Below are 17703 nucleotides of genomic sequence, written 5' to 3'. Positions count from 1 at the left end.
GGGCGCCGACGCGCAGGGGCTCGGGCGTGGTGGGGGGCTGGGCGCTCGGGAGCGTCTCCGGCCGGGCGGAAGTGTCCGTCTGGGACTCCGCCGCCTGCTCCTGCCGCATCGCTTCCGACATGGTCTCCTCCGGCTGGCCCGGGCGCGCGGGGGGCCGCGGCCGATGGGGCGCTGGAGTCTACCTCTCCCGGCTCCTTGGTGGGGCAACGGGCGCTCATGCATGCTCGCCAGGTGATGAGGAGAGCGCTCTCAATGGGCTATTTCGAGCTATCCAGCAACATGCGCATTCCTGGGCGTTGGGTGCTGAAGAGCCCCATGGACGAGCAGGGTCAGGAGGTGGAGCCCTGGCAGTTCAGCGAGGGTCGTGTCCTCGCGTTTCAGTCGGAGCTTCGACTTCCCGTGTCCTTGCCGGGGCGTGCACTTGACTTCAGCCTGACGGGTCTGGGCGTCGTGGTCGTGCATGGCCGTGTCGTCCAGCTTTTCACGCGCATGGGCATTGAAGGAGTCCTGTTCCTGCCAGCCCGGGTGGAGGGACACAGCGGGCCCTATTTCATCCTCAATGCTTTGCGTGTCATCCGCTGTATCGATGACGTCCGCTGCGAGGAGGTCCGGTATTGGAAGCCCGAAGATGGGCAGCCGGAGAAGGTGGGTGAGTACAGGGTTGTCGCGGGCATGCGCATCGATCCCACCAAGGTGGGAGACGCCCACATCTTCCGCCCATGGGGATGGCGGGTGGCCCTCATCGTCTCCGAGGACCTCAAGCAGGCCCTGGAGGCCGAGGGCATCACCGGCACGCGGTTCGTCGAGGTGTGACGTTCGCGGTGGTGCCGGGGACGCGAGCCGGGTTAATCTCCCAGGTTACATGGCGCGGCCAACTCCAAAAGGAGGTTCGCGTACGGTCTCGGAGGGTGGATGGAGCTCGTGCCCCTGCATGGATGGAACCTCTCACCGAAACAGGCGGTGGCGCTGCAGCGTGAGCTGCGCGAGCGCCTGATTCCGCGTCCGCCTCCGGGCCTGAAGGTGGAGCGGGTGGCGGGCGCGGACATCTCGATGAGCCGCGGCGAGGACACCGCGTACGGCGGCCTCGTGGTGTTGGACGCGGGGACGCTGGAGCCCGTGGCGAAGGTGAGTGCCGCGGTGAAGCTGCTCTTCCCCTATGTCCCCGGGCTGTTGTCCTTCCGGGAGCTGCCGGTGCTCTCGGAGGCGTGGGCCCGGCTGCTCGTGCGGCCGGACGTGCTCATCTTCGACGGGCAGGGGACGGCGCACCCCCGGCGCTTCGGGCTGGCGTGCCATGGCGGGCTGCTCTTCGGCGTGCCCTCCATCGGCTGTGCCAAGTCGCTGCTGGTGGGCGGGCACGGGCCGCTGGGCGCCGAGCGCGGCTCCATGGCGGAAATCACCCACGCGGGTGAAGTGGTGGGCATGGCCGTGCGCACGCGCGACAACGTGTTGCCCGTGTACGTCTCGCCGGGGCACATGATGGACCTGCCCACGGCGGTGGACCTGGTGCTGCGCGTGACGTCCCGCTACCGCGAGCCGGAGACGACGCGGCACGCGCACCGTCTGGTGAACGAGGTGCGCCGCTCGGCCAGGGCGCCGTAGCGGGAGCACGCCTCAGTGCAGCAGGGCCTCGGGCCGCGTTTCGGCCACCATGCGCACCTGCTCGTTGAGGATGGTGTTGAACCTGTCGGGCTCCTCGAACGGCGGAGAGTGGCCCGAGTGCTCGAACCAGAGCAGCGTCTTGCGCGGGGCCTCCAGCGTGGAGAGGTAACGCACGGCGAGCTCCGAGGGCGTCACGAAGTCCTCGCGCCCGAGCAGGAACCAGACGGGCACCTCCAGCCGGGGCACCTGGGTCTCCAGGTCCAACCCGGCGAGCTGCGGGTACACCCGGGGGAACGTCTCCCGCATGCCGGCGATGAAGTGCAGCTTGTCGCGCAGCGAGTACTCGGGGGCCAGGAGCACCGAGGAGATCAGCTCGGGCAGCAGCCCCCTGCGGCCGGCGTGGCGGCTCGCGAGCGAATACAGCGTGAGGTACCGCCGGGTCATGTCCTTGCCGGTGTAGGGCGGAGGGCCGATGCGCGCCAGCCGCGCGAGGGCCTTGTGGTCCCCATACCGCAGCGCCAGCTCGTAGGCGCGCAGGTGGCTGACGGTGTCGTTCTCCAGGAAGTTCACCTGCTGGCCGGTGCCGATATACGCATGGATGCGCTCGGGGCGGCGCTGTGCCAGCAGGATGCCGAGGATGCTGCCCCACGAGTGGCCCACGACGAACACCTTCTGCTGGGAGAAGCGGGTCGTCAGCAACTCGAGCAGCTCGCTGGCGTCGGAGACGAACTGCTCCACGGTGAGGCCGTCCGCGTCCTTCCGGGCGGCGTAGGACTTGGCGGCACCGCGCTGGTCCCACTGCACGACGAGGAACTGCTCCTCCAGGGCGGCGTTGAAGTGGCGCACCCAGGCCATCTCGGAGCCGCCGGGGCCCCCCGACAGGAAGAGCAGCAGCGGGTTGTGGAGGCTCCGCCCACGGATGAGCAGCCACTGGTCCACGCCTCCGAGCCGCACCGGCTCCAGCGAGGCGATTCCTCCGGACACGGGCCGTCCCCGCGCATCCCGGATGCGGGGCGTGGAACCCTGGCTGCTCCACAGCCTGGCACCCAGGGCCACGAGCGGAAGCCCCACTCCCGCTCCAGCGAGGATGCGTCGGGTCGAACGTTCCATGTCACTCCTCCTCGCTTCCAAAGCTAGTCACGGAGCCGCCTGCCCACCTCGCTGGCGGCTTGGACCTGGGGCTGAAGGGGGAGCACCCAGGCGTGGCTTCAGGAGGAGGCGCTGAGGGCGAGCAGGATGGCGAGACTCACCAGGCTCTCTCCGGCGATGAGGCCCGAGGCCAGGGGCACCGTGGCGGCGTCGGCGAGCGCGGGCCTCGCGCGGCCCAGGAGCGCTGCGGCCACCGCGCCCAGGAAGACGGACAGGGAGGTGGAGGCCGGCAGCACGAAGGCGATGCCCAGGGCGATGGGGGAGGGGACGAAGCGCCGGGCGGGCTCGGGGGCGAAGCGCTCCAGGAGGACGAGCGCCACGCCCAGCAGCGCGCCCACGAGGGCCCCCCAGCGCGACGCCTCGGGCAGGCCCGACAGGCCCGAGGAGAGCACGCGGGCCACGCCGGCCACGATGAAGCCGGGGGGCGCGGGGAAGCGCTCCTCGGAGATGGCCGAGACGTCCGGTACCAGCAGGTAGAAGACGGGGACGATGAGGGCCGAGCCGACGACGCAGCCCCAGAGCTGGGCGAGGAAGGTCTGCCGGGGAGCGGCGCCGAGCAGGGTGCCCGCCTTCACATCGGTGAGCAGGTCCGCGCTGGAGGCGGCGATGTTGCCGGAGAGGCTCGCCGCCATGGAGTTGGCCAGCACGTTGCCCGGCATGAGCACGCCGAAGGCGAGCTGCGCGACGTGTCCCAGCGGCCCCGAGGGCGTCATGTCCGTCTCCCCCGTCGCCCGGCACGCCACCGCCGCCAGCGCGAAGGAGAGCAGCACCCCCAGCAGTCCGAGCGGGAAGGGAATGCCGAAGGCCACCGCGCCCACCGTGACGAGCCCCAGGGAGAGCAGCGCCACCCCGGCGAGGAACCACGTGCGGGGGACGTCCGTGGCCTCGGGTGGCTCGCCCGGGGTCCGGCGTGTGTCGAGCAGTGCGCCGAACGTGCGCCGCAGCAGCCCGCGCTGGAGCGCCAGGTGGGTGAAGGAGGCGCTCGTCACCAGCGCGGCGCCCGGCCACATGCTCCACTGGATGATGCCGAAGTAGCCCGTCTCCGCGATGAGCCCGTGCCCGTGCAACCAAGGGGCGAGGACTCCGAAACACACGAGCGCGCCGAGCAGCAGCGAGGCCCCGGTGCGCGGGCCCACGAGGGCGCCGGTGCCCAGCGGCAGGAGCACGAGCTCCACGGAGAAGGTGAGCTCCGTCAGCGGCACGCCGAGCAGGGCGCCCGGCAGGGCGAGGGCGTAGGGGAAGAGCTGGAGCCCATCCCGCGCGAAGGCGAGGAGGCCCGCGCCGAGCGCGCCCACCCCGAGGGCCCGTGCGCCGCTGCGGCCCGCGGAGTCCCCGGCGTGCAGCGAGCGCGCCACGGAGGCGGCGGCCATGCCCGAGGGGAAGGGCAGGGGCTCGTGGCGGATGAAGGCGCGCTGCATGGGCAGGGCGAGGAAGACGCCGAGCGCGGAGCTGAGGAGCGTCCACAGCAGGAGGGCCCAGAGGGGGGGGTGGTGGCCGGCGAGCAGCAGCCAGGCCACGCTGGCGGTGACGAGGGTGCCGCCGGTGGAGTAGCCCGCGGAGGAGGCGGCGGACTGCATGGCGCTCGTCTCCCGGAGGCTGAGGGGAGGGCCGAAGCGCGAGGGGCTCAGCCGCAGGAGGGCCCGTTGCAGGCCGAGCCCGACGACACAGGCGATGAGGGCGGCGGGGAAGGCCAGGCCCGTCTTCAACCCCACGTAGAGGTTGGACAGGCACATGAGCGCGCCGATGAGGCTGCCGAGCGCGAGCGCGCGCGGGGTGAGGGCCGAGGGGGGCTCTCCGGCCCGTGGCGTCTCCGCTTGGATGGAGGCGGGTGCCGCCTCGGCCTTGTCTCTCGCTGCGCCCACCGGCATGTCCCCAGGATACCGCTCGCGTCGGGCGTCCCGAAATCCACTAGGCTGATGGGCCGCTGCCCACCTCCCTATGAATCGCTCCCGCCCCCTCCCGCTGCTCTCGTTGGCGCTCCTGCTGGGCCCGGGGTGCACGACGGTGGTGCCCCTGCAGACGGCCTCCACGGTGCCCCGAGGTACCTGGAGGGTAGGCGGGCAGGCGGCGGTGTCGCCGTGGTGTGGCCTGTCGCGGGACGTGGCCAACCAGTGCGCCTTCCTGCCCGAGGGCACGCCGCTGCCGGAGCTGCGGCTGCAGGGGCGCACGGGGGTGGCGGAGGGGACGGACGTGGGCGTGTCGCTCTTCGCGTCCGCGGAGGTGCCCGCGGGCCTGGGGCCGGTGGTGCGCGGGGGCGTGTACGTGGACGGCAAGCGCGAGCTGCTCTCACGCGAGCTGGGCGGGGAGCGCAGACAGGTGCTGTCGGTGGCGCCGGGCGTGGGCCTGGCGCTCACGCCGGTGGTGCCGAGGGGCGGACCCTCGCCGGACCTGGACGTGGCGCTCCCGGTGCTCTTCGGGCACCAGACGGAGGGCTGGGAGTGGGTGGCGGGAGCGCAGGTCCTCGAGCGCTTCCAGTGGCGGATGGCGGAGGCGGACCCGGAGCAGCGCTGGCGGGCGCGCACGGAGGTGGGGCTCTCGGCGGGCGTCTTCAGCCGCGGCCCGGCGAGGACGGCGTACCAGCTCTCCTATGTGGCGCCGGTGGAGCGGCTGTCGGGCGGACGCCTCACGTTCGGCTTCGGGCTGGTGTTCGACGTGACGCCCTAAACGCCGGGCCGCAGCTTCTCCAACTCGGCGAGCACGGCCTTCAACTCGGGGGTTTCCAGCGCCTTGTGCACCGAGGCGAAGAACTGCGAGAGGTCGCCCGCGCCCTGGTGCTCGTAGATGGTGGCCTGCAGGCCCATCTCCAGCCGGTCCACCTGGCGCACCAGCCGGGCCTCGAAGGAGGTGCCGTGCTCGTACTCCTCCCACAGCGCGAGGTACTCGGCGCCACGCGGCAGCTTGGCGAGGATGCGCTCCACGGCTTGTTGCTCGCGCTGGAGCTTCTCCTCACGGCTCACCTTGTCGTGGGGCGTGATGTCCCCGGCGTAGGCCTCGCCCAGGTCGTGCAGGAGCGCGATGCGCACCACCTTGGAGGCGTCCGCCTCGGGGAAGTAGCTGTCGGCGAGGAACAGGCTCAGCAGCGCCACGCCGAATGAGTGCTCGGCGACACTCTCACAGCGCTCCCGTGCGAGGCCCACGCGCAACCACCCCTGCCGGTAGAGCTGCTTGAGGTGGTTGAGCTCGAAATACGCCTCGATGAGGGCGAGGGTGCTCCGGCCCTGGAGGAAGGCAATGGGGGCGGCGGCCTTGGTCTGCATGGGGCACCATTGTACCGCGTCGACCTTTTGGGGCGGGCCGGGCGTTGATGGGAACATGCCGCCCGCCGACGCTCTCCCCCCGCGGCCCGCGCTGGAGAGTCGCGTGGGGCGGTGCTACGGGATGACGACCGGCACGTGCATGCCCTTGCCGTCGTAGGCCGTGGCACCGCAGCGCGCGCGGGACCAGTCGCCGTTCACCGCCGAGCAGATGCGGAAGGTGCTGATGTTGGAGCTGGCCACGTTGATGCCCGGGGTGTCGCAGCGTCCGCTGTACGTCCACGCGAGGGCGCGGTTGACGGAGGTGACGCCGATGCAGGGCCCGATCCATGCGCCCGTGTCGCGCCGCTGCACGTCGATGGAGTACTGGGCGCCTGTCTCCTCCTCGCTCCAGCTCAGGTCCACGAAGGGCGTGGTGCCGCCGGGAATCTCCAGGAAGACGTCATCCGAGACGCCGTCGTAGGCCTTCTCGACGAAGGGTCCCCAGGTACTGCTGTTCGAATAGAAGATGCGCAAGGCGGCGATGTCGCCCTTGTTCACGAGGCGGTTGCCCGCGCTGGTGCACACCCCGTTGAAGGTGACCTTGTTCGCGGCGCCGATCGTGCCGGCGTTGATGCACGGGCCCACCACCGTCCCATCGCGCAGCACGAGGTCCAGCGAGTAGTTGTACCCGGTCAGCCGCGTCCAGCGGGCCGTCACCTGGTTGAGCGAGTGCAGCGTGCCATCGGGCTTGAAGGCGATGCGCTGCTTGTAGGTGCTGCGCCCGGTGAAGGTGCCCGCGGGCTGGAAGGCGCCCTGGTGGAAGATGTTGAAGAACTCGCCGCGGCGGTCCACCACCACGTTGTGGCCATGCGTCTGGACGAGCGCCCCGGCGGCGTCGCGCATGGGCTGGGAGTGCCGCCACACGTTGCGCGCCCGGGTGAGCGAGTAGAGTGTGGGGCTCATGATGTACTTCGTGGCGTACTGGCTGTTGTACCAACCGGTGCTGAAGAACAGGTAGTAGATGCCGTTGCGCTTGAGGATCTCGGGAGCTTCGTTGATGCCCTCCTCGTCGGCCGGGAGCGTGTGGAGCGCCGGGCCCGCGTGGTTGTAGACGGTGGTGGCGGGGGTCGCGACGTTGAACGAGGAGATGTTGTTGCCCCGGTCGAACCAGACGTAATACAGCCAGTGGCCCGTGGTGTCGGTGAACGTGGCCGAGTCGATGCGGATGTTGCGGTTGCAGCCCTGCGCCGTGCACCCCGAGGTGATGGTGGTGCGCGGGTAGGTGGTGTTCGGGTTGATGGGCCGGGGCGCGCCGAAGGCGAGGTTCAGGTCGGGCGCCGAGGCCACGAAGGTCGTCACGTCCTGGCCGCTCGCCGGGCAGGCCATGCCGTTGGGCACCCGCTGGGCCGAGAAGTACAGGTTGTAGGTGCCGTTGTACTTGCCGAGATCCGGCGCCCAGATCATGCAGTAGTCGTAAGCCGGGTCGGCCACCGAGGGGTCGTAACCGCGCTTGAAGCGGAAGCTCGACAGGTCGTTGCTCTCGTAGATGGGCACGGTGCGCGCGTCGCCGGTGCCCGTGAGGAAGAACAGGTCATCGTGCTCCTTGTAGACGTCGGGATCGGCGAGCCCCGGGACGAGCAGCGAGCGCGCGTAGAAGTTGGAGCCGCGCGTGGCGCACGAGGCGCCGGTGAAGCCCTCGTCGCAGACGCAGAGCGCGCTGCCGGCGTTGTCCTTACAGACGCCGTGCCCGCTGCAGGTGACGCCATCACAGACGCCGAGCGCCTGCGAGACGGCCGATGACTCGCCGCCGGGCCCGGGCTCGAGGCCGGCGTCCTCCGGGCCCGCACATGCGGCGGCCATCGTGAGGGTGATGAGTGAAACGAGTGTCGAGGGGATGCGTGGAAGCATGGTTCTCCTTGGGGGGGGAGTCCAACGGAGGTGGAGGCCGCCTCGTACACCGCCTTCTTCAATTATTTCCAGCTTTTCATGGAAAGCTTGTCTCTTGCTTCCGCGGGCGCTGGGCCTCGACACGGTTGGCGGGCTCCGCGGACTCGAATTCGTCCCGGCGCTCCGCCCATTCGAGGATCGCATCGAGTGCCGGGCAGAGCGCCTGCCCCCAGTCGGTCAGCCGGTAGTCGACCCTCGGTGGTACCTCGTGATGATCGGTCCGCTTCACGATGCCATCCTCTTCCAGCCGGCGAAGTTGCTGCGTGAGCATCTTCTGCGTGATGCCGGGAATCGAGCGCTGGAGGTCTGAGAAGCGCCGCACCTGGCTACCGAAGAGGTGAAACAGAATCAGGAGCTTCCAACGTCCTTCCAGCAGCTTGAACGCGGCCTCCACATCGATGGCGGCGGTGGCGGGTGTGTATTGCTTTCGAGCGGTCATGGGCAGTTACTTTTTGGTGCGTACTTGCGGTCTGGTAACCATATCGACATCGTGGGTTCAGCGCAGGAGCCCGCAAGGAGGGCCGCATGAACCGCGAGCTGACAGACAATCCGATGACTTCCCGGGAAGAGCGACGGATGAGCGTCGCACGTGAGCTGGAGGGGCGCCGCGCCCTCGTCACCGGCGGCACCAAGGGCGTGGGCAAGGCGGTGGTCTCCCTCCTTCTGGAGGCCGGCGCGCGCGTCCTGACCACGGCGCGCGCTCGTCCCGAGCACCACGGGAACGAGGAATTCGTCGAGGCCGACATCACGACGGCCGAGGGGTGCCAGACCCTCGTGGAGGCGGTGCGCACGCGGCTCGGTGGCATCGACTTCATCGTTCATGTCGTGGGAGGGTCGTCCGCGCAGGCGGGTGGCTTCGCCGCGCTGGATGATGAGGAGTGGGCCCGGGAGCTGAACCTGAACCTGTTTCCGGCGGTGCGCATCGATCGCGCGCTGTTGCCCTCGATGATCGCGCAACGCTCGGGGGTGATCGTGCACGTCACGTCCATCCAGAGCCGGCTCCCGCTGCCAGAGGCGACGATGGCCTATGCCGCCGCCAAGGCCGCGCTGTCCAATTACAGCAAGGCGTTGTCGAAGGAAGTCAGCCCGAAGGGCGTGCGCGTCGTCCGCGTGTCGCCCGGGTGGATAGAGACCGAGGCCGCCACCGCCCTGGTCGAGCGGGTCTCCCGCGAGGCGGGCGTGGACCAGGAGGGTGGCCGGAAGCTCATCATGGAATCGCTGGGGGGCATCCCGCTCGGCCGGCCGTGCTCGCCACGAGAGGTCGCGGAGCTGATTGGCTTCCTCGTGTCACCCCGGGCCAGCGCGATCACCGGAACCGAGTACGTCATCGACGGGGGAACGATACCCGTGGCGTGAGGTGGGGACCGGCCGGCCCGCGGTCGATGCCTACGTGGAGCGGCTGCTGGCCCGTCCCCATGTCATGAAGACGGGCGGGTGAGCCGCTCCGTGACGAAGCGCACGGCTTCCACCACGACCTCTGGCTCCGTGAGCTGCGGGAAGTGTCCGCTTCGGCTGGCGATGATCTGCTTTCCCTGGGGCGACAGTGCAGCCAGGCCCCGCTGGTGTTCCGCTCGTGCGGCGAGGGCTTGCGCCGGGGTGGCCCAGGTCATGGCGGGCTTACCGCCCGTGACGACGGCAAGTGGGACGTCTGGGAACGGGCCCGCACGCTGGATGAGACCGACGGTGTGTGAAACGTGTTCCGTCTCTCCGAGCTCATCCTTCCCGAAGAGCGAATCGAGCGTGCGCTGGGCAAAGCGCTGAAAGCCGTTTTGATGCCGGGCCATGACGCTGACGTCTTCGGGCGCGGTGGCATCGAGCAGCACCACGCCTGAAACCTCATCCGGGAAGGTCCGGGCGAAGAGATTGACGGCGAGGCCGCCCAGCGAATGCCCCACCAGGAGGTAGGGCGGAGACAGGTGGGCTCGACGCAGGAGCGCACGGAGCGACTCGACGATGACCTCTCCGGTCTGCGGTACGGCCGGCTTGCCGCTGCCGCCGGTACCTGGGCGGTTGTACGCGAAGACGGTCCCCAGGGCGGACAGCGGCTCCAGCACCCTGAACCATCCCTCGATGGGACCGCCGGCACCATTGATGAGCACGATGAGGGGGGCGCCCTGCCCCGCGATGACGTACTCGAAGGTCTGCCCGTCGATGCGGGCTTGCTGTTTCGGAGCCATGGGTTTCATTGGGTCCTCAGCTTCTCCAGCCCGTCGAGGAGCAGCTCCAGCCCGAACTCGAACTGGTGCACGCCCTGGTGGGCGCCGTCGGCCACCAACTGGGTGAGCCCCGCATGTAGGGATACTGCTCGGCGGGAAGCATGGGGAGGAAGCCCCGCGCCGCACTCGCATAGTCCGAGCGCTCGAGGGGGAAGTTCAGCTCCTGGAGCGTGAAGCCGTAGATGTGGCTGTCGATCGCGTTCCAGGCGCGATCGGCGAGCTGATACGAGAAGCCGGCTTCGCGCAGGCAGCCGAGGGTGGCGTTCACGTAGCGCAACATCGCCGGCCCGATGTTGAGGCGGGAGGCGATCAGCAGCGAAGCCCAGGGATGGCGCAGCAACACCTCGTGGGCGGAGTGGGCGCGCTTGCGGATCGCCTTCTTCCAATCGCCACCGGGCTCCGGCAGCTCGATCTTGGCCACCACCAGGTCGGCCATGCCGTCGAGCACGTCGTCTTTGTTGGCGACGTGGTTGTAGAGCGACATCGCCTCCACCCCGAGCTGCTGAGCGAGCTTGCGCATCGAGACCGACTCGATGCCCTCCTTGTCGGCGAGCTGGATGGCTGCCTGCAGGACCCGCTCACGGGTCAAGGGAGCGCGAGGTTTGGCGGTTCGTCTTGACACACTTACACCGTAAGCTTACCTTTGGATCGAGTCAACTTACAGCGTAAGTCCGGAGAGCCCGATGAAGACCATGAACGCGATCGTCCAACCCGCCTACGGCTCGGCCGAGGTGCTCCGGTTCGAGGAGGTGGAGCGGCCGGCGTTGGGAGACGGCGAGGTGCTGGTCCGGGTGCATGCCGCCTCGGTGTGCAAGGGAGACGTGCACCTGCTCACCGGCACGCCGTACCTGCTTCGCCTGATGTTCGGCCTGCGCCGGCCCAAGCGCCGCATCGCGGGACAGGACGTGGCCGGGACGGTGGAGGCGGTGGGCGCCCACGTCACCGCGCTCAAGCCCGGAGACGAGGTCTACGGCCAGGTACCGGGAGGCGCCTTCGCTGAATACGTGTGCGCGCCCGTGGACCTGTTCGCGCCCAAGCCCGCCAACGTGACGTTCGAGCAGGCGGCGTCGGTGCCCATTTCGGGGCTGACCGCGTTGCAGGGCCTGCGCGACGCCGGGCAGCTCAAGCCGGGGCAGAAGGTGCTGATCAACGGCGCCTCGGGAGGCGTGGGGACCTTCGCGGTGCAGATCGCCAAGGCGTTGGGCGCGGAGGTGACCGCGGTCTGCAGCACGCGCCACGTCGACAAGGTCCGCTCGCTCGGAGCCGACCGGGTAGTCGATTACACCCGCGAGGACTTCGCGCGGGGCTCGGAGCGCTATGACGTGATGCTCGACCTGGTGGGCAACCGCGCCCTCGCCGATTGCCGGGCGGTGCTCGCGCCAAAGGGCGTGTTCGTCTCCTCCGCCGGCTCACCGGGCGGAAACTGGATCGGCCCCATCGTCTGGATGCTCAAGGTGATGGTGGCGGGAATGGCCGGCAGCCAGAAGATGACCTCGTTGATGGCCATGCCGCGGCGGGACGATCTGCTCTTCCTCCGGTCGCTGATCGAAGCCGGAAAGGTGACTCCGGTCATCGAGCACCGGTTCGCGCTGAGCGAGACCGCCGCGGCAATGCGTCACGTGGCCGAGGGGCACGCGCAAGGGAAGACGGTGGTATTCGTCTGAACGCTTACCCTCCGAAGGTCTTCGCGAAGAACTTCTCGACCCGCGACTTCTCGGGCTGCACCACGCCCGCGGACGAGGCCGCGCCGGACGCGCTGGCGAGGCTGGGGCGCAGGCCCGCCGCGATGCCGGGCTTGATGTGGTGGCGCAGATCGAGCGCGGCGTCGGTCTTGATGTGGGTGCCCACGCCCACCGCGGCGTTGACGTCCGCGGAGTGCTTGAGGAAGCCGTTCTCCAGGCCGAGCTTCCCGCCCGCCTGGGCGGCCGCGCCCGCCACCACGCCCGCCGTGGCCGAGCCGTGCAGCCGGCCCACGTGTCCGCCCACCGTGCCATACGCTCCCGCCGTGGCGGCCGCGCCCACCTGGGCCGAGAGCAGCGCCGTGGCGGTCTTCGGATCCACGGAAGCCACGCCCTCGGCGAAGGCGGTGGCCGAGGCCTTGCCCTCACCCTTGAGGTACGCGCCCACGTGCCGGTTGAAGTCGTGGCTCGCGCTCGCCGCGACGCCCACGCCCGTCTCCGCCTTGGCCGTCAGCGCGGCCGTGTACGCGTGGCCCTTCGTATCCGCCGAGATGCCCGCCTGGGCGCTCGCCTTGAGGGCGTTGGCCTCGGCGGTGAGCTGGCCGCTGGTCACGCCCAGCCGGCCCGCGTGAACCTTCTGCAGCTCGTAGGCGGCGTGGGGCCCGTTGAGCTCGGCCTGGGCCGAGTAGTGGTGCACGCCACCACCGCTATGGCTCGTGGTGGAGGCCTGCATCGAGCCCAGGCCGCCGCTCACCTTGCCCCCGAAGACATCCTTCTGGAAGGGGTTGCCCGGCCTGTCGATGAGCATGTTCTGCTTCGCGCCCGGGGGCGGCGTGAGCTTGTTGTCGCCGCCGCTCACCATCAGGTTCGAGGCCTCGCCCGTGCTCTTCTCCCAGGGGCTGTACGTGGGGGCGCCCTCGGGCATGCCCGGGTGCTTCACGGGCTTGGACTCCGTGGTGGCCGGGGCCGGAGACGTGGGCTGGGACACCTTGGCCGTGGGGACGGTAGCGGAGCGGTGGGGCAGGGAGGGGGCGATGCGAGGCATGGGAGGCTCCTCGGGAGGTGCGGTGGGGTGGATTCGGACCAGCGATGTCCTGTCCATTTGCACCCGACATGCCATGCCCATGACGCCCGCCGTGGACAGCGGGCCTGCGTGGTTTCAGGAGGTTACGGAGTGGGGGGAGTGAGGCAGAAGCCAGTGGGGGTGGTGAGTGTTGTCACCAGTCTCGAGACGGCTGTCACCACCCCCATTCGAAGCCCTTGTCATCGTTTCAGTTCGTCACCGGGGGGTTGACCCCCGACACCGCGGCGCCGAAGAAGCCCACGGCGATCTCCTCGTACATCGTCTCCACCGCGCTCTGGAGGGCCAGCGGGATTCCATCCCGGTTCAGCGCCTCCTTGCGGCCGATGGCCGTGCCGGTGAGGCGCTTGACGATGTTGCCCTGCGCATCCAGGAGGCGTGCCTTGTAGCGGATCTGCCCGATGGCCTTGGAGTTCTCGCCACCCGCGCTGCCAAGGAGGAGGTCGGGGCCGGCCTCGAGCAACTGCAGCGTCAGCTCGGTGGTCCCGTTCCCCAGGGCGTAGCTGTTCGTGAAGGCGTTGGTGAAACCCCGCTCGAGACTGTGCCGCCACTCGTTCACCTCCAACCGCCCGGGACCGATGTCCACGGCCAGCGAGTCCCGCACCGAATCCTCCAGCTTGAGCGAGAGGCTCTGGGACGTGGGGGCCATATCCAGGTTGGGAGAGGGATTGAGCTGGGCCACCGTCACCGTACAACCCGTGCACAGCAACACCAGCGGGAGCAGGAGTCTTGCGATCGAGGTCATGCGCGAATGCTTAACATGGTTGTCCACTCGTCTAGGAGGGGTGGGGGCCCTGTTGAGGGGGAGGGGCCTGTGAACTACCGTCGCGGAGATGGAAGCGGACCGCGGGGAAAGCGTGCGTATCTCGAAGCAGGAGCTGCAACGCTGGATGGAGCGGCGCGACGCGCCCGCGTGGGCACGTGTCGCGAGCCTGGTGCCGCTGCTCCTGGGGTCGGCGGTGGCGACCGCCTGGCTGGCGGACAGGGGTCATCCGGGGTGGATGGGCACCGTCCTTCTGTGCGGCGTGGCCCTGGTCACCTTCTTCCCCGCGCTGCACGAGGCGGGGCACCGCACCGCGTTTCGCTCTGGCCCTTTGAACGAGGGGCTCGTGTGGCTGAGCGCGTTCCTGATGCTGCAGGCCCCCAGCTTCTTCCGTGAGTTCCACTGGGAACACCACAGGTCCACGCAGTCGCTGGAACACGACCCGGAGGCTCGCCGCCGCGCCAGGGCTCCTCGAGGGCTGGCCGCGCAACCTCGGATTCTACCTGGCACGTGCGTTGGGGCAGGGGCTGATGGTTGGCAAGGCGCTGTTCACCTTGTCCTCCGCGGTGCTGTTCACGCCGGCTCAGTGGGAGAAGCTGTTTCCGTTCATCCGGGTGAATCAGAGACGGCGCGTCCAGTGGGAGAGCCGGCTGATCGTCGCGCTCTGGGGCGCGCTGCTCCTCGGTGGGATTGGCTTCGTGCCCGGGTTCAGCCAGGTGCTGCTCGCGTGGCCCCTCGCTCATCTGCTGATGGGGTTGTTCGTGCTGCCGGAACACACGGGCCTTCCCCGGGAGGGCGGTCAGCTCCGGCGCACGCGCACCACCCGGTCGAACGCGCTCGTTCACTTCCTGATGTGGAACATGAACCATCACGCCGAGCACCACGCCTATCCCGCGGTGGCGTTCCATGCGCTGCCGGAGCTGCACCGGGCGCTGGGTCCAGAGGTGGAGCACGTCTCGCCGGGGTACCTGTCGTTCCACCTGCTCGCGCTGCGCCACGCGCTGTTCGGGCCGCCCGCCAGTCAAATACCTCGTACGGCGGGGAGCGGCTCCGTGGAGTAGACTGTGCCCATGCGCTTCCAGCCGCCCTGGGGCGGGGCCTTCCGCCTCCACACCTTCCATCACCACACCCCCGAGGCCCTGCCCGAGGGCACCGTCAACGCCATCCGCTCCGCCATCCTGGGCTCGCCCCTGCTCGGTGAGAGCAACCTGACGGATCAATTCTCGGGCACGTATGGCTTCTCCATCACGTTCCGGCGCGAGGGCCTGTCCGAGGTCACGGGGCGCTTTCCCGCCTTCGCGCCCTACCTCGAGAAGGCGCTCCTGCCGGACTGCAACGCCTTCCTGCTCAACCCGCTCCTCGTCCAGAACGGGCGCGGAGTGGAGGCGCACCTCGACCGGAGCATGGAGTACTACGGGGAGGGCATCGGCAGCCCGTTCGCCGTGAGCGTGCTCTACGTCCACGTGCCGGAGCAGCTCGCGGGAGGCGAGTTGCGGCTGTATCACCGCGGCAGGCGGGTGGCGGCGGTGAGGCCCACGTCGCGCTCGCTGGTGATGTTCCGGGGCGATCTCATGCACGAGGTCGTCGCGATTCAAACCGGGGCTCCGGTGCTCACGGAGGCGCGCATCAGCCTGGTGATCGAGCAGTACCGTGTGCCCGAGTCCAAGCTGGCGGGGGTGCCCCATTTCGAGTTGAGGACCCGCGACGGGGTGGTGGGCACATGAGTGAGTTGACGATGGATGTCTGGGTGGCCCGGCCCCCGAGCGCGGTCTTCGAGGCCATCAAGGAGCCCTACCACTTGCGGCGCTGGTACGGAGCCCCCGCGGGCGCCGTGCGTCTCGGGGAGGACGGCGGAGAGCCCGTGGGCGAGCCGTTCCGGGTGAACCTGCTCGACGAGCGCGGCAGGCCCTTCGCCCAGAGGGGCCGCATCCTCGAGGTGCTCGAGAACGAGGGAGTCGTGCTGGAGCTGGCCTGGGAGGGCGGTGGGAACCTCGGTCACGAGACGACGCGCGCCTCGCTCATGCTCCGCGCCCAGGACGCGGGCACGCGCATCGAACTGCGTCAGGGCCCGTTCTCGAGCCCCGAGGCGCGAGAGGCCCACCGGGCGTATTGGGAGACCTGCCTGGGGCGGCTGGTGCGCGTGGCGTCCGGAGAGGCCGTGCCCTGTTTCGAGGAGTGCTGGGAGGAGTCGAGCGGTTTCGTCGAGCCGCTCGGCATGGCGGCGTACACGGTGCTCGCCGGCGTGAGGGAGGCCGGCGCCTCACCGGAGACGCTCGCCCAGCTCGAGGAGACGCTCTACACGCACCTCGCCCGCTTGCCCGAGGAGACCGCGCGGGTGCTCGGGGCCGTGCTGCGCGAGCGGCTGAAAGCCGGACTCCCGCACCGCTAGGAGGTCCAACGCGAGGCGATGAGGCCGTAGCCGAAGGCAACGAATCCGAAGAGCAGCGCGCCGGCGCTGCCTCCCTGACGCGTCCCCTGCAATGCCATCGACAGAACGGCGAGCACCGGTACGAGAGCGCTCGCGGCGAGGAAGCGCCAGACGTGTGGCCTCGCACCGCGATGCGACAGCCGCACGCCGAGATAGGCCCCCACGGCCGCCGCGGTGAGCTTCGCGAGCCACCACTGCTCATTCGAGAGGGAGGGGAACAACGAGTCGTTGCGCCACCACCCGGAGGCGAGCTGTTCGAAGAAGCCGAACAGCAGACCGGCCGTTGCACCGATGAGCGCGGCGAGCAGGCCCCGTCCCTTGGGGCGCGAGGAGGGTGGGTCCGCCGCTGCTCTCCTGCTGGCAAACCGCAGTCCGAGGCCGAAGAGGAGGTGGACGAACACGAGCACCAGAGGTGGGGTGTTGGTCAGCCAGGGCGTGATCGTCCGTGCCAGCCGCTGTGAAGACACCGCCCGCTCCACTCTGGCACGCACCGACTCGCTCTCCGCGGAGCGCAGCTTCCGCCACTGTCCATTGACCAGCACGTCGACGGAGGTCACCCGTCCGTCCCATCCCCGGCAAGGCACGGCAACCCTCCCGTCGGCAAGCTCCTCGGGCGCCGCCGGAACACACGCGAAGGCGTCAGGAAGAACGGGGAAGGTGAGCGTTTGCCCGGTGGCTTCGAGGCGCACGAGCACGTGGGCCGGCTTCGAAGGAGCGCTCCCTTCGTTCTCGCTCTTGAGGATCGCCCAGAGGCCGCCCTCCCGTGCGGGCGAGATGACCAGCGGGCGGAGCCCCGGAAATGGAACGTATGGCCCTGCGTCGGCTGCCGAGAGGCCGAGGCGCACCAGCTCGTCTCTTTCGATCCGATACAGGGCCTCATCGGCTTCGACCCAGCCTTCATAACTCCCCGGCGCCGCGAGCTCGTGGCTCGACCACCCCTCCTCGCCCAGGACGCGAAGCACGGTGCGCTTCTGCTCCGAAACCATGACCGCGGGGGCGCTCAGCGTCCTGACCGGTGCGCCGAAGCCGGGAAAGACGTCCCGTGCCTCCACCCCGGTGGGCGACAGCCGCACGACTTCGCAATACCGGTGCACCCGCGAGCGGTCGGCGAAGTTGCGCACCACGACCGCACCGCCGGAAGGGCCGGGCACGATTCGCCGCTGCCCCACGAGCTTCCAAGCGGCAGCCATCGCATCCCGTCGCCTCGGGAGCGGCGCCCAGCTCGATGCGCGTCGCGGTGCCGCCGTCCCAGTGCACCGCCACCTGGGCATCGTAGGTCAAGAACCAGAGCGCATCCGTCTCCGCGGAGGGCGCATACTCGATACCGCCTTCCGGCCCGCCCAGGTCGACCGTACCGACAGGCACCAGGGCGCCATCGCGTTCGATGCGGTACATCGTCGCGGGCCTCCCATACCCGAGCGCGAGCGCCTCGTCCGCCGCTTTCCTCCCCGCATGGATGTACCGAAGACCTATCGCTTTATCGCGGATCAATGGGGAGGCGCCGTCGTCGTCACGGGCCTGGCATCCGCTCAACGCGGCACAAAGGAGAAGAAGGGCGATTCGCACGGGACGCAGGGTATAGGACGAGGGGGGGGCCTGTTGCAC

General features: G+C 69.6%; 18 protein-coding genes and 1 pseudogene. 9 read left to right on the top strand and 10 right to left on the bottom strand.

Annotated features, from left to right (window positions below; translation table 11 throughout):
* Positions 1–252: 252 nt before the first annotated feature.
* Both ACN28I_RS26670 and ACN28I_RS26665 read left to right on the top strand, forming a co-directional pair.
* Positions 253–813, top strand: a complete 561-nt coding sequence (locus tag ACN28I_RS26670; protein WP_420944752.1) for an imm11 family protein — start codon at positions 253–255, stop codon at positions 811–813.
* Between the two features lie 99 nt (positions 814–912).
* A complete protein-coding gene (locus ACN28I_RS26665; protein ID WP_420944751.1) occupies positions 913–1599 on the top strand; it encodes an endonuclease V in 687 nt (228 codons plus the stop codon).
* A gap of 12 nt (positions 1600–1611) precedes the next feature.
* Here ACN28I_RS26665 and ACN28I_RS26660 read toward each other — a convergent pair whose 3' ends face one another.
* Both ACN28I_RS26660 and ACN28I_RS26655 read right to left on the bottom strand, forming a co-directional pair.
* A complete protein-coding gene (locus tag ACN28I_RS26660; RefSeq protein ID WP_420944750.1) occupies positions 1612–2709 on the bottom strand; it encodes an alpha/beta fold hydrolase in 1098 nt (365 codons plus the stop codon).
* 98 nt (positions 2710–2807) lie between these two features.
* On the bottom strand, positions 2808–4610 hold the full coding sequence (locus ACN28I_RS26655; protein ID WP_420944749.1) for an OPT family oligopeptide transporter: 1803 nt from the start codon (positions 4608–4610) through the stop codon (positions 2808–2810).
* Between the two features lie 76 nt (positions 4611–4686).
* Between ACN28I_RS26655 and ACN28I_RS26650 the strand changes: the two genes are divergently transcribed.
* Positions 4687–5412: a hypothetical protein gene (locus ACN28I_RS26650; RefSeq protein ID WP_420944748.1), complete on the top strand. Its 726-nt coding sequence runs from the start codon at positions 4687–4689 to the stop codon at positions 5410–5412.
* Here ACN28I_RS26650 and ACN28I_RS26645 read toward each other — a convergent pair.
* From ACN28I_RS26645 to ACN28I_RS26635, 3 genes are all read right to left on the bottom strand, one after another.
* Positions 5409–6005 (bottom strand): HD domain-containing protein, encoded by a 597-nt coding sequence (locus ACN28I_RS26645; RefSeq protein WP_420944747.1) that lies wholly within the window; start codon positions 6003–6005, stop codon positions 5409–5411. The genes ACN28I_RS26650 and ACN28I_RS26645 overlap by 4 nt on opposite strands.
* A gap of 114 nt (positions 6006–6119) precedes the next feature.
* Positions 6120–7892 (bottom strand): family 43 glycosylhydrolase, encoded by a 1773-nt coding sequence (locus ACN28I_RS26640; RefSeq protein WP_420944746.1) that lies wholly within the window; start codon positions 7890–7892, stop codon positions 6120–6122.
* Between the two features lie 76 nt (positions 7893–7968).
* Complete coding sequence (locus ACN28I_RS26635) at positions 7969–8370, bottom strand: winged helix-turn-helix transcriptional regulator (RefSeq protein ID WP_420944745.1); 402 nt, start codon at positions 8368–8370, stop codon at positions 7969–7971.
* A 137-nt stretch (positions 8371–8507) separates the two neighbouring features.
* Here ACN28I_RS26635 and ACN28I_RS26630 point away from each other — a divergent pair, with 137 nt between their 5' ends.
* Positions 8508–9287 carry an SDR family oxidoreductase gene (locus tag ACN28I_RS26630; protein WP_420944744.1) on the top strand — a complete coding sequence of 260 codons (780 nt, stop codon included), beginning with the start codon at positions 8508–8510 and terminating at the stop codon, positions 9285–9287.
* Positions 9288–9349: 62 nt separating this feature from the next.
* Here the strand turns inward: ACN28I_RS26630 and ACN28I_RS26625 are convergent, their stop codons facing one another.
* A complete protein-coding gene (locus ACN28I_RS26625; RefSeq protein ID WP_420944743.1) occupies positions 9350–10108 on the bottom strand; it encodes an alpha/beta fold hydrolase in 759 nt (252 codons plus the stop codon).
* Between the two features lie 16 nt (positions 10109–10124).
* Positions 10125–10736: a TetR/AcrR family transcriptional regulator C-terminal domain-containing protein gene (locus ACN28I_RS26620; RefSeq protein WP_420944742.1), complete on the bottom strand. Its 612-nt coding sequence runs from the start codon at positions 10734–10736 to the stop codon at positions 10125–10127.
* A 94-nt stretch (positions 10737–10830) separates the two neighbouring features.
* Here ACN28I_RS26620 and ACN28I_RS26615 point away from each other — a divergent pair, with 94 nt between their 5' ends.
* Positions 10831–11811 (top strand): NAD(P)-dependent alcohol dehydrogenase, encoded by a 981-nt coding sequence (locus ACN28I_RS26615; protein WP_420944741.1) that lies wholly within the window; start codon positions 10831–10833, stop codon positions 11809–11811.
* 4 nt (positions 11812–11815) lie between these two features.
* On the opposite strand, the gene ACN28I_RS26610 is transcribed toward ACN28I_RS26615, so the two are convergent.
* Positions 11816–12871 (bottom strand): hypothetical protein, encoded by a 1056-nt coding sequence (locus tag ACN28I_RS26610; RefSeq protein WP_420944740.1) that lies wholly within the window; start codon positions 12869–12871, stop codon positions 11816–11818.
* A 226-nt stretch (positions 12872–13097) separates the two neighbouring features.
* Positions 13098–13652: a hypothetical protein gene (locus ACN28I_RS26605; protein ID WP_420944739.1), complete on the bottom strand. Its 555-nt coding sequence runs from the start codon at positions 13650–13652 to the stop codon at positions 13098–13100.
* Positions 13653–13740: 88 nt separating this feature from the next.
* Between ACN28I_RS26605 and ACN28I_RS26600 the strand changes: the two are divergent.
* From ACN28I_RS26600 to ACN28I_RS26585, 4 genes and pseudogenes are all read left to right on the top strand, one after another.
* Positions 13741–14145: pseudogene (locus ACN28I_RS26600) on the top strand (fatty acid desaturase); the annotation flags it as partial.
* Positions 14063–14731 (top strand): fatty acid desaturase, encoded by a 669-nt coding sequence (locus ACN28I_RS26595; protein ID WP_420944738.1) that lies wholly within the window; start codon positions 14063–14065, stop codon positions 14729–14731. The pseudogene ACN28I_RS26600 and the gene ACN28I_RS26595, both read left to right, overlap by 83 nt.
* 9 nt (positions 14732–14740) lie before the next feature.
* Positions 14741–15394: a 2OG-Fe(II) oxygenase gene (locus ACN28I_RS26590; RefSeq protein ID WP_420944737.1), complete on the top strand. Its 654-nt coding sequence runs from the start codon at positions 14741–14743 to the stop codon at positions 15392–15394.
* On the top strand, positions 15391–16059 hold the full coding sequence (locus tag ACN28I_RS26585; RefSeq protein WP_420944736.1) for an SRPBCC family protein: 669 nt from the start codon (positions 15391–15393) through the stop codon (positions 16057–16059). Before ACN28I_RS26590 ends, ACN28I_RS26585 begins: the two co-directional genes overlap by 4 nt.
* Here ACN28I_RS26585 and ACN28I_RS26580 read toward each other — a convergent pair.
* Positions 16056–17222, bottom strand: a complete 1167-nt coding sequence (locus tag ACN28I_RS26580; protein WP_420944735.1) for a hypothetical protein — start codon at positions 17220–17222, stop codon at positions 16056–16058. The two genes, ACN28I_RS26585 and ACN28I_RS26580, sit on opposite strands and share 4 nt — an antisense overlap.
* Between the last annotated feature and the right edge of the window lie 481 nt (positions 17223–17703).

Origin of the sequence: Archangium gephyra (genome assembly GCF_049060025.1) — a bacterium.
Lineage (GTDB): Bacteria > Myxococcota > Myxococcia > Myxococcales > Myxococcaceae > Archangium > Archangium gephyra_A.
The sequence above is the reverse complement of the archived record's forward strand: the minus strand, read 5'-3'. Positions and strand labels throughout refer to the sequence as shown.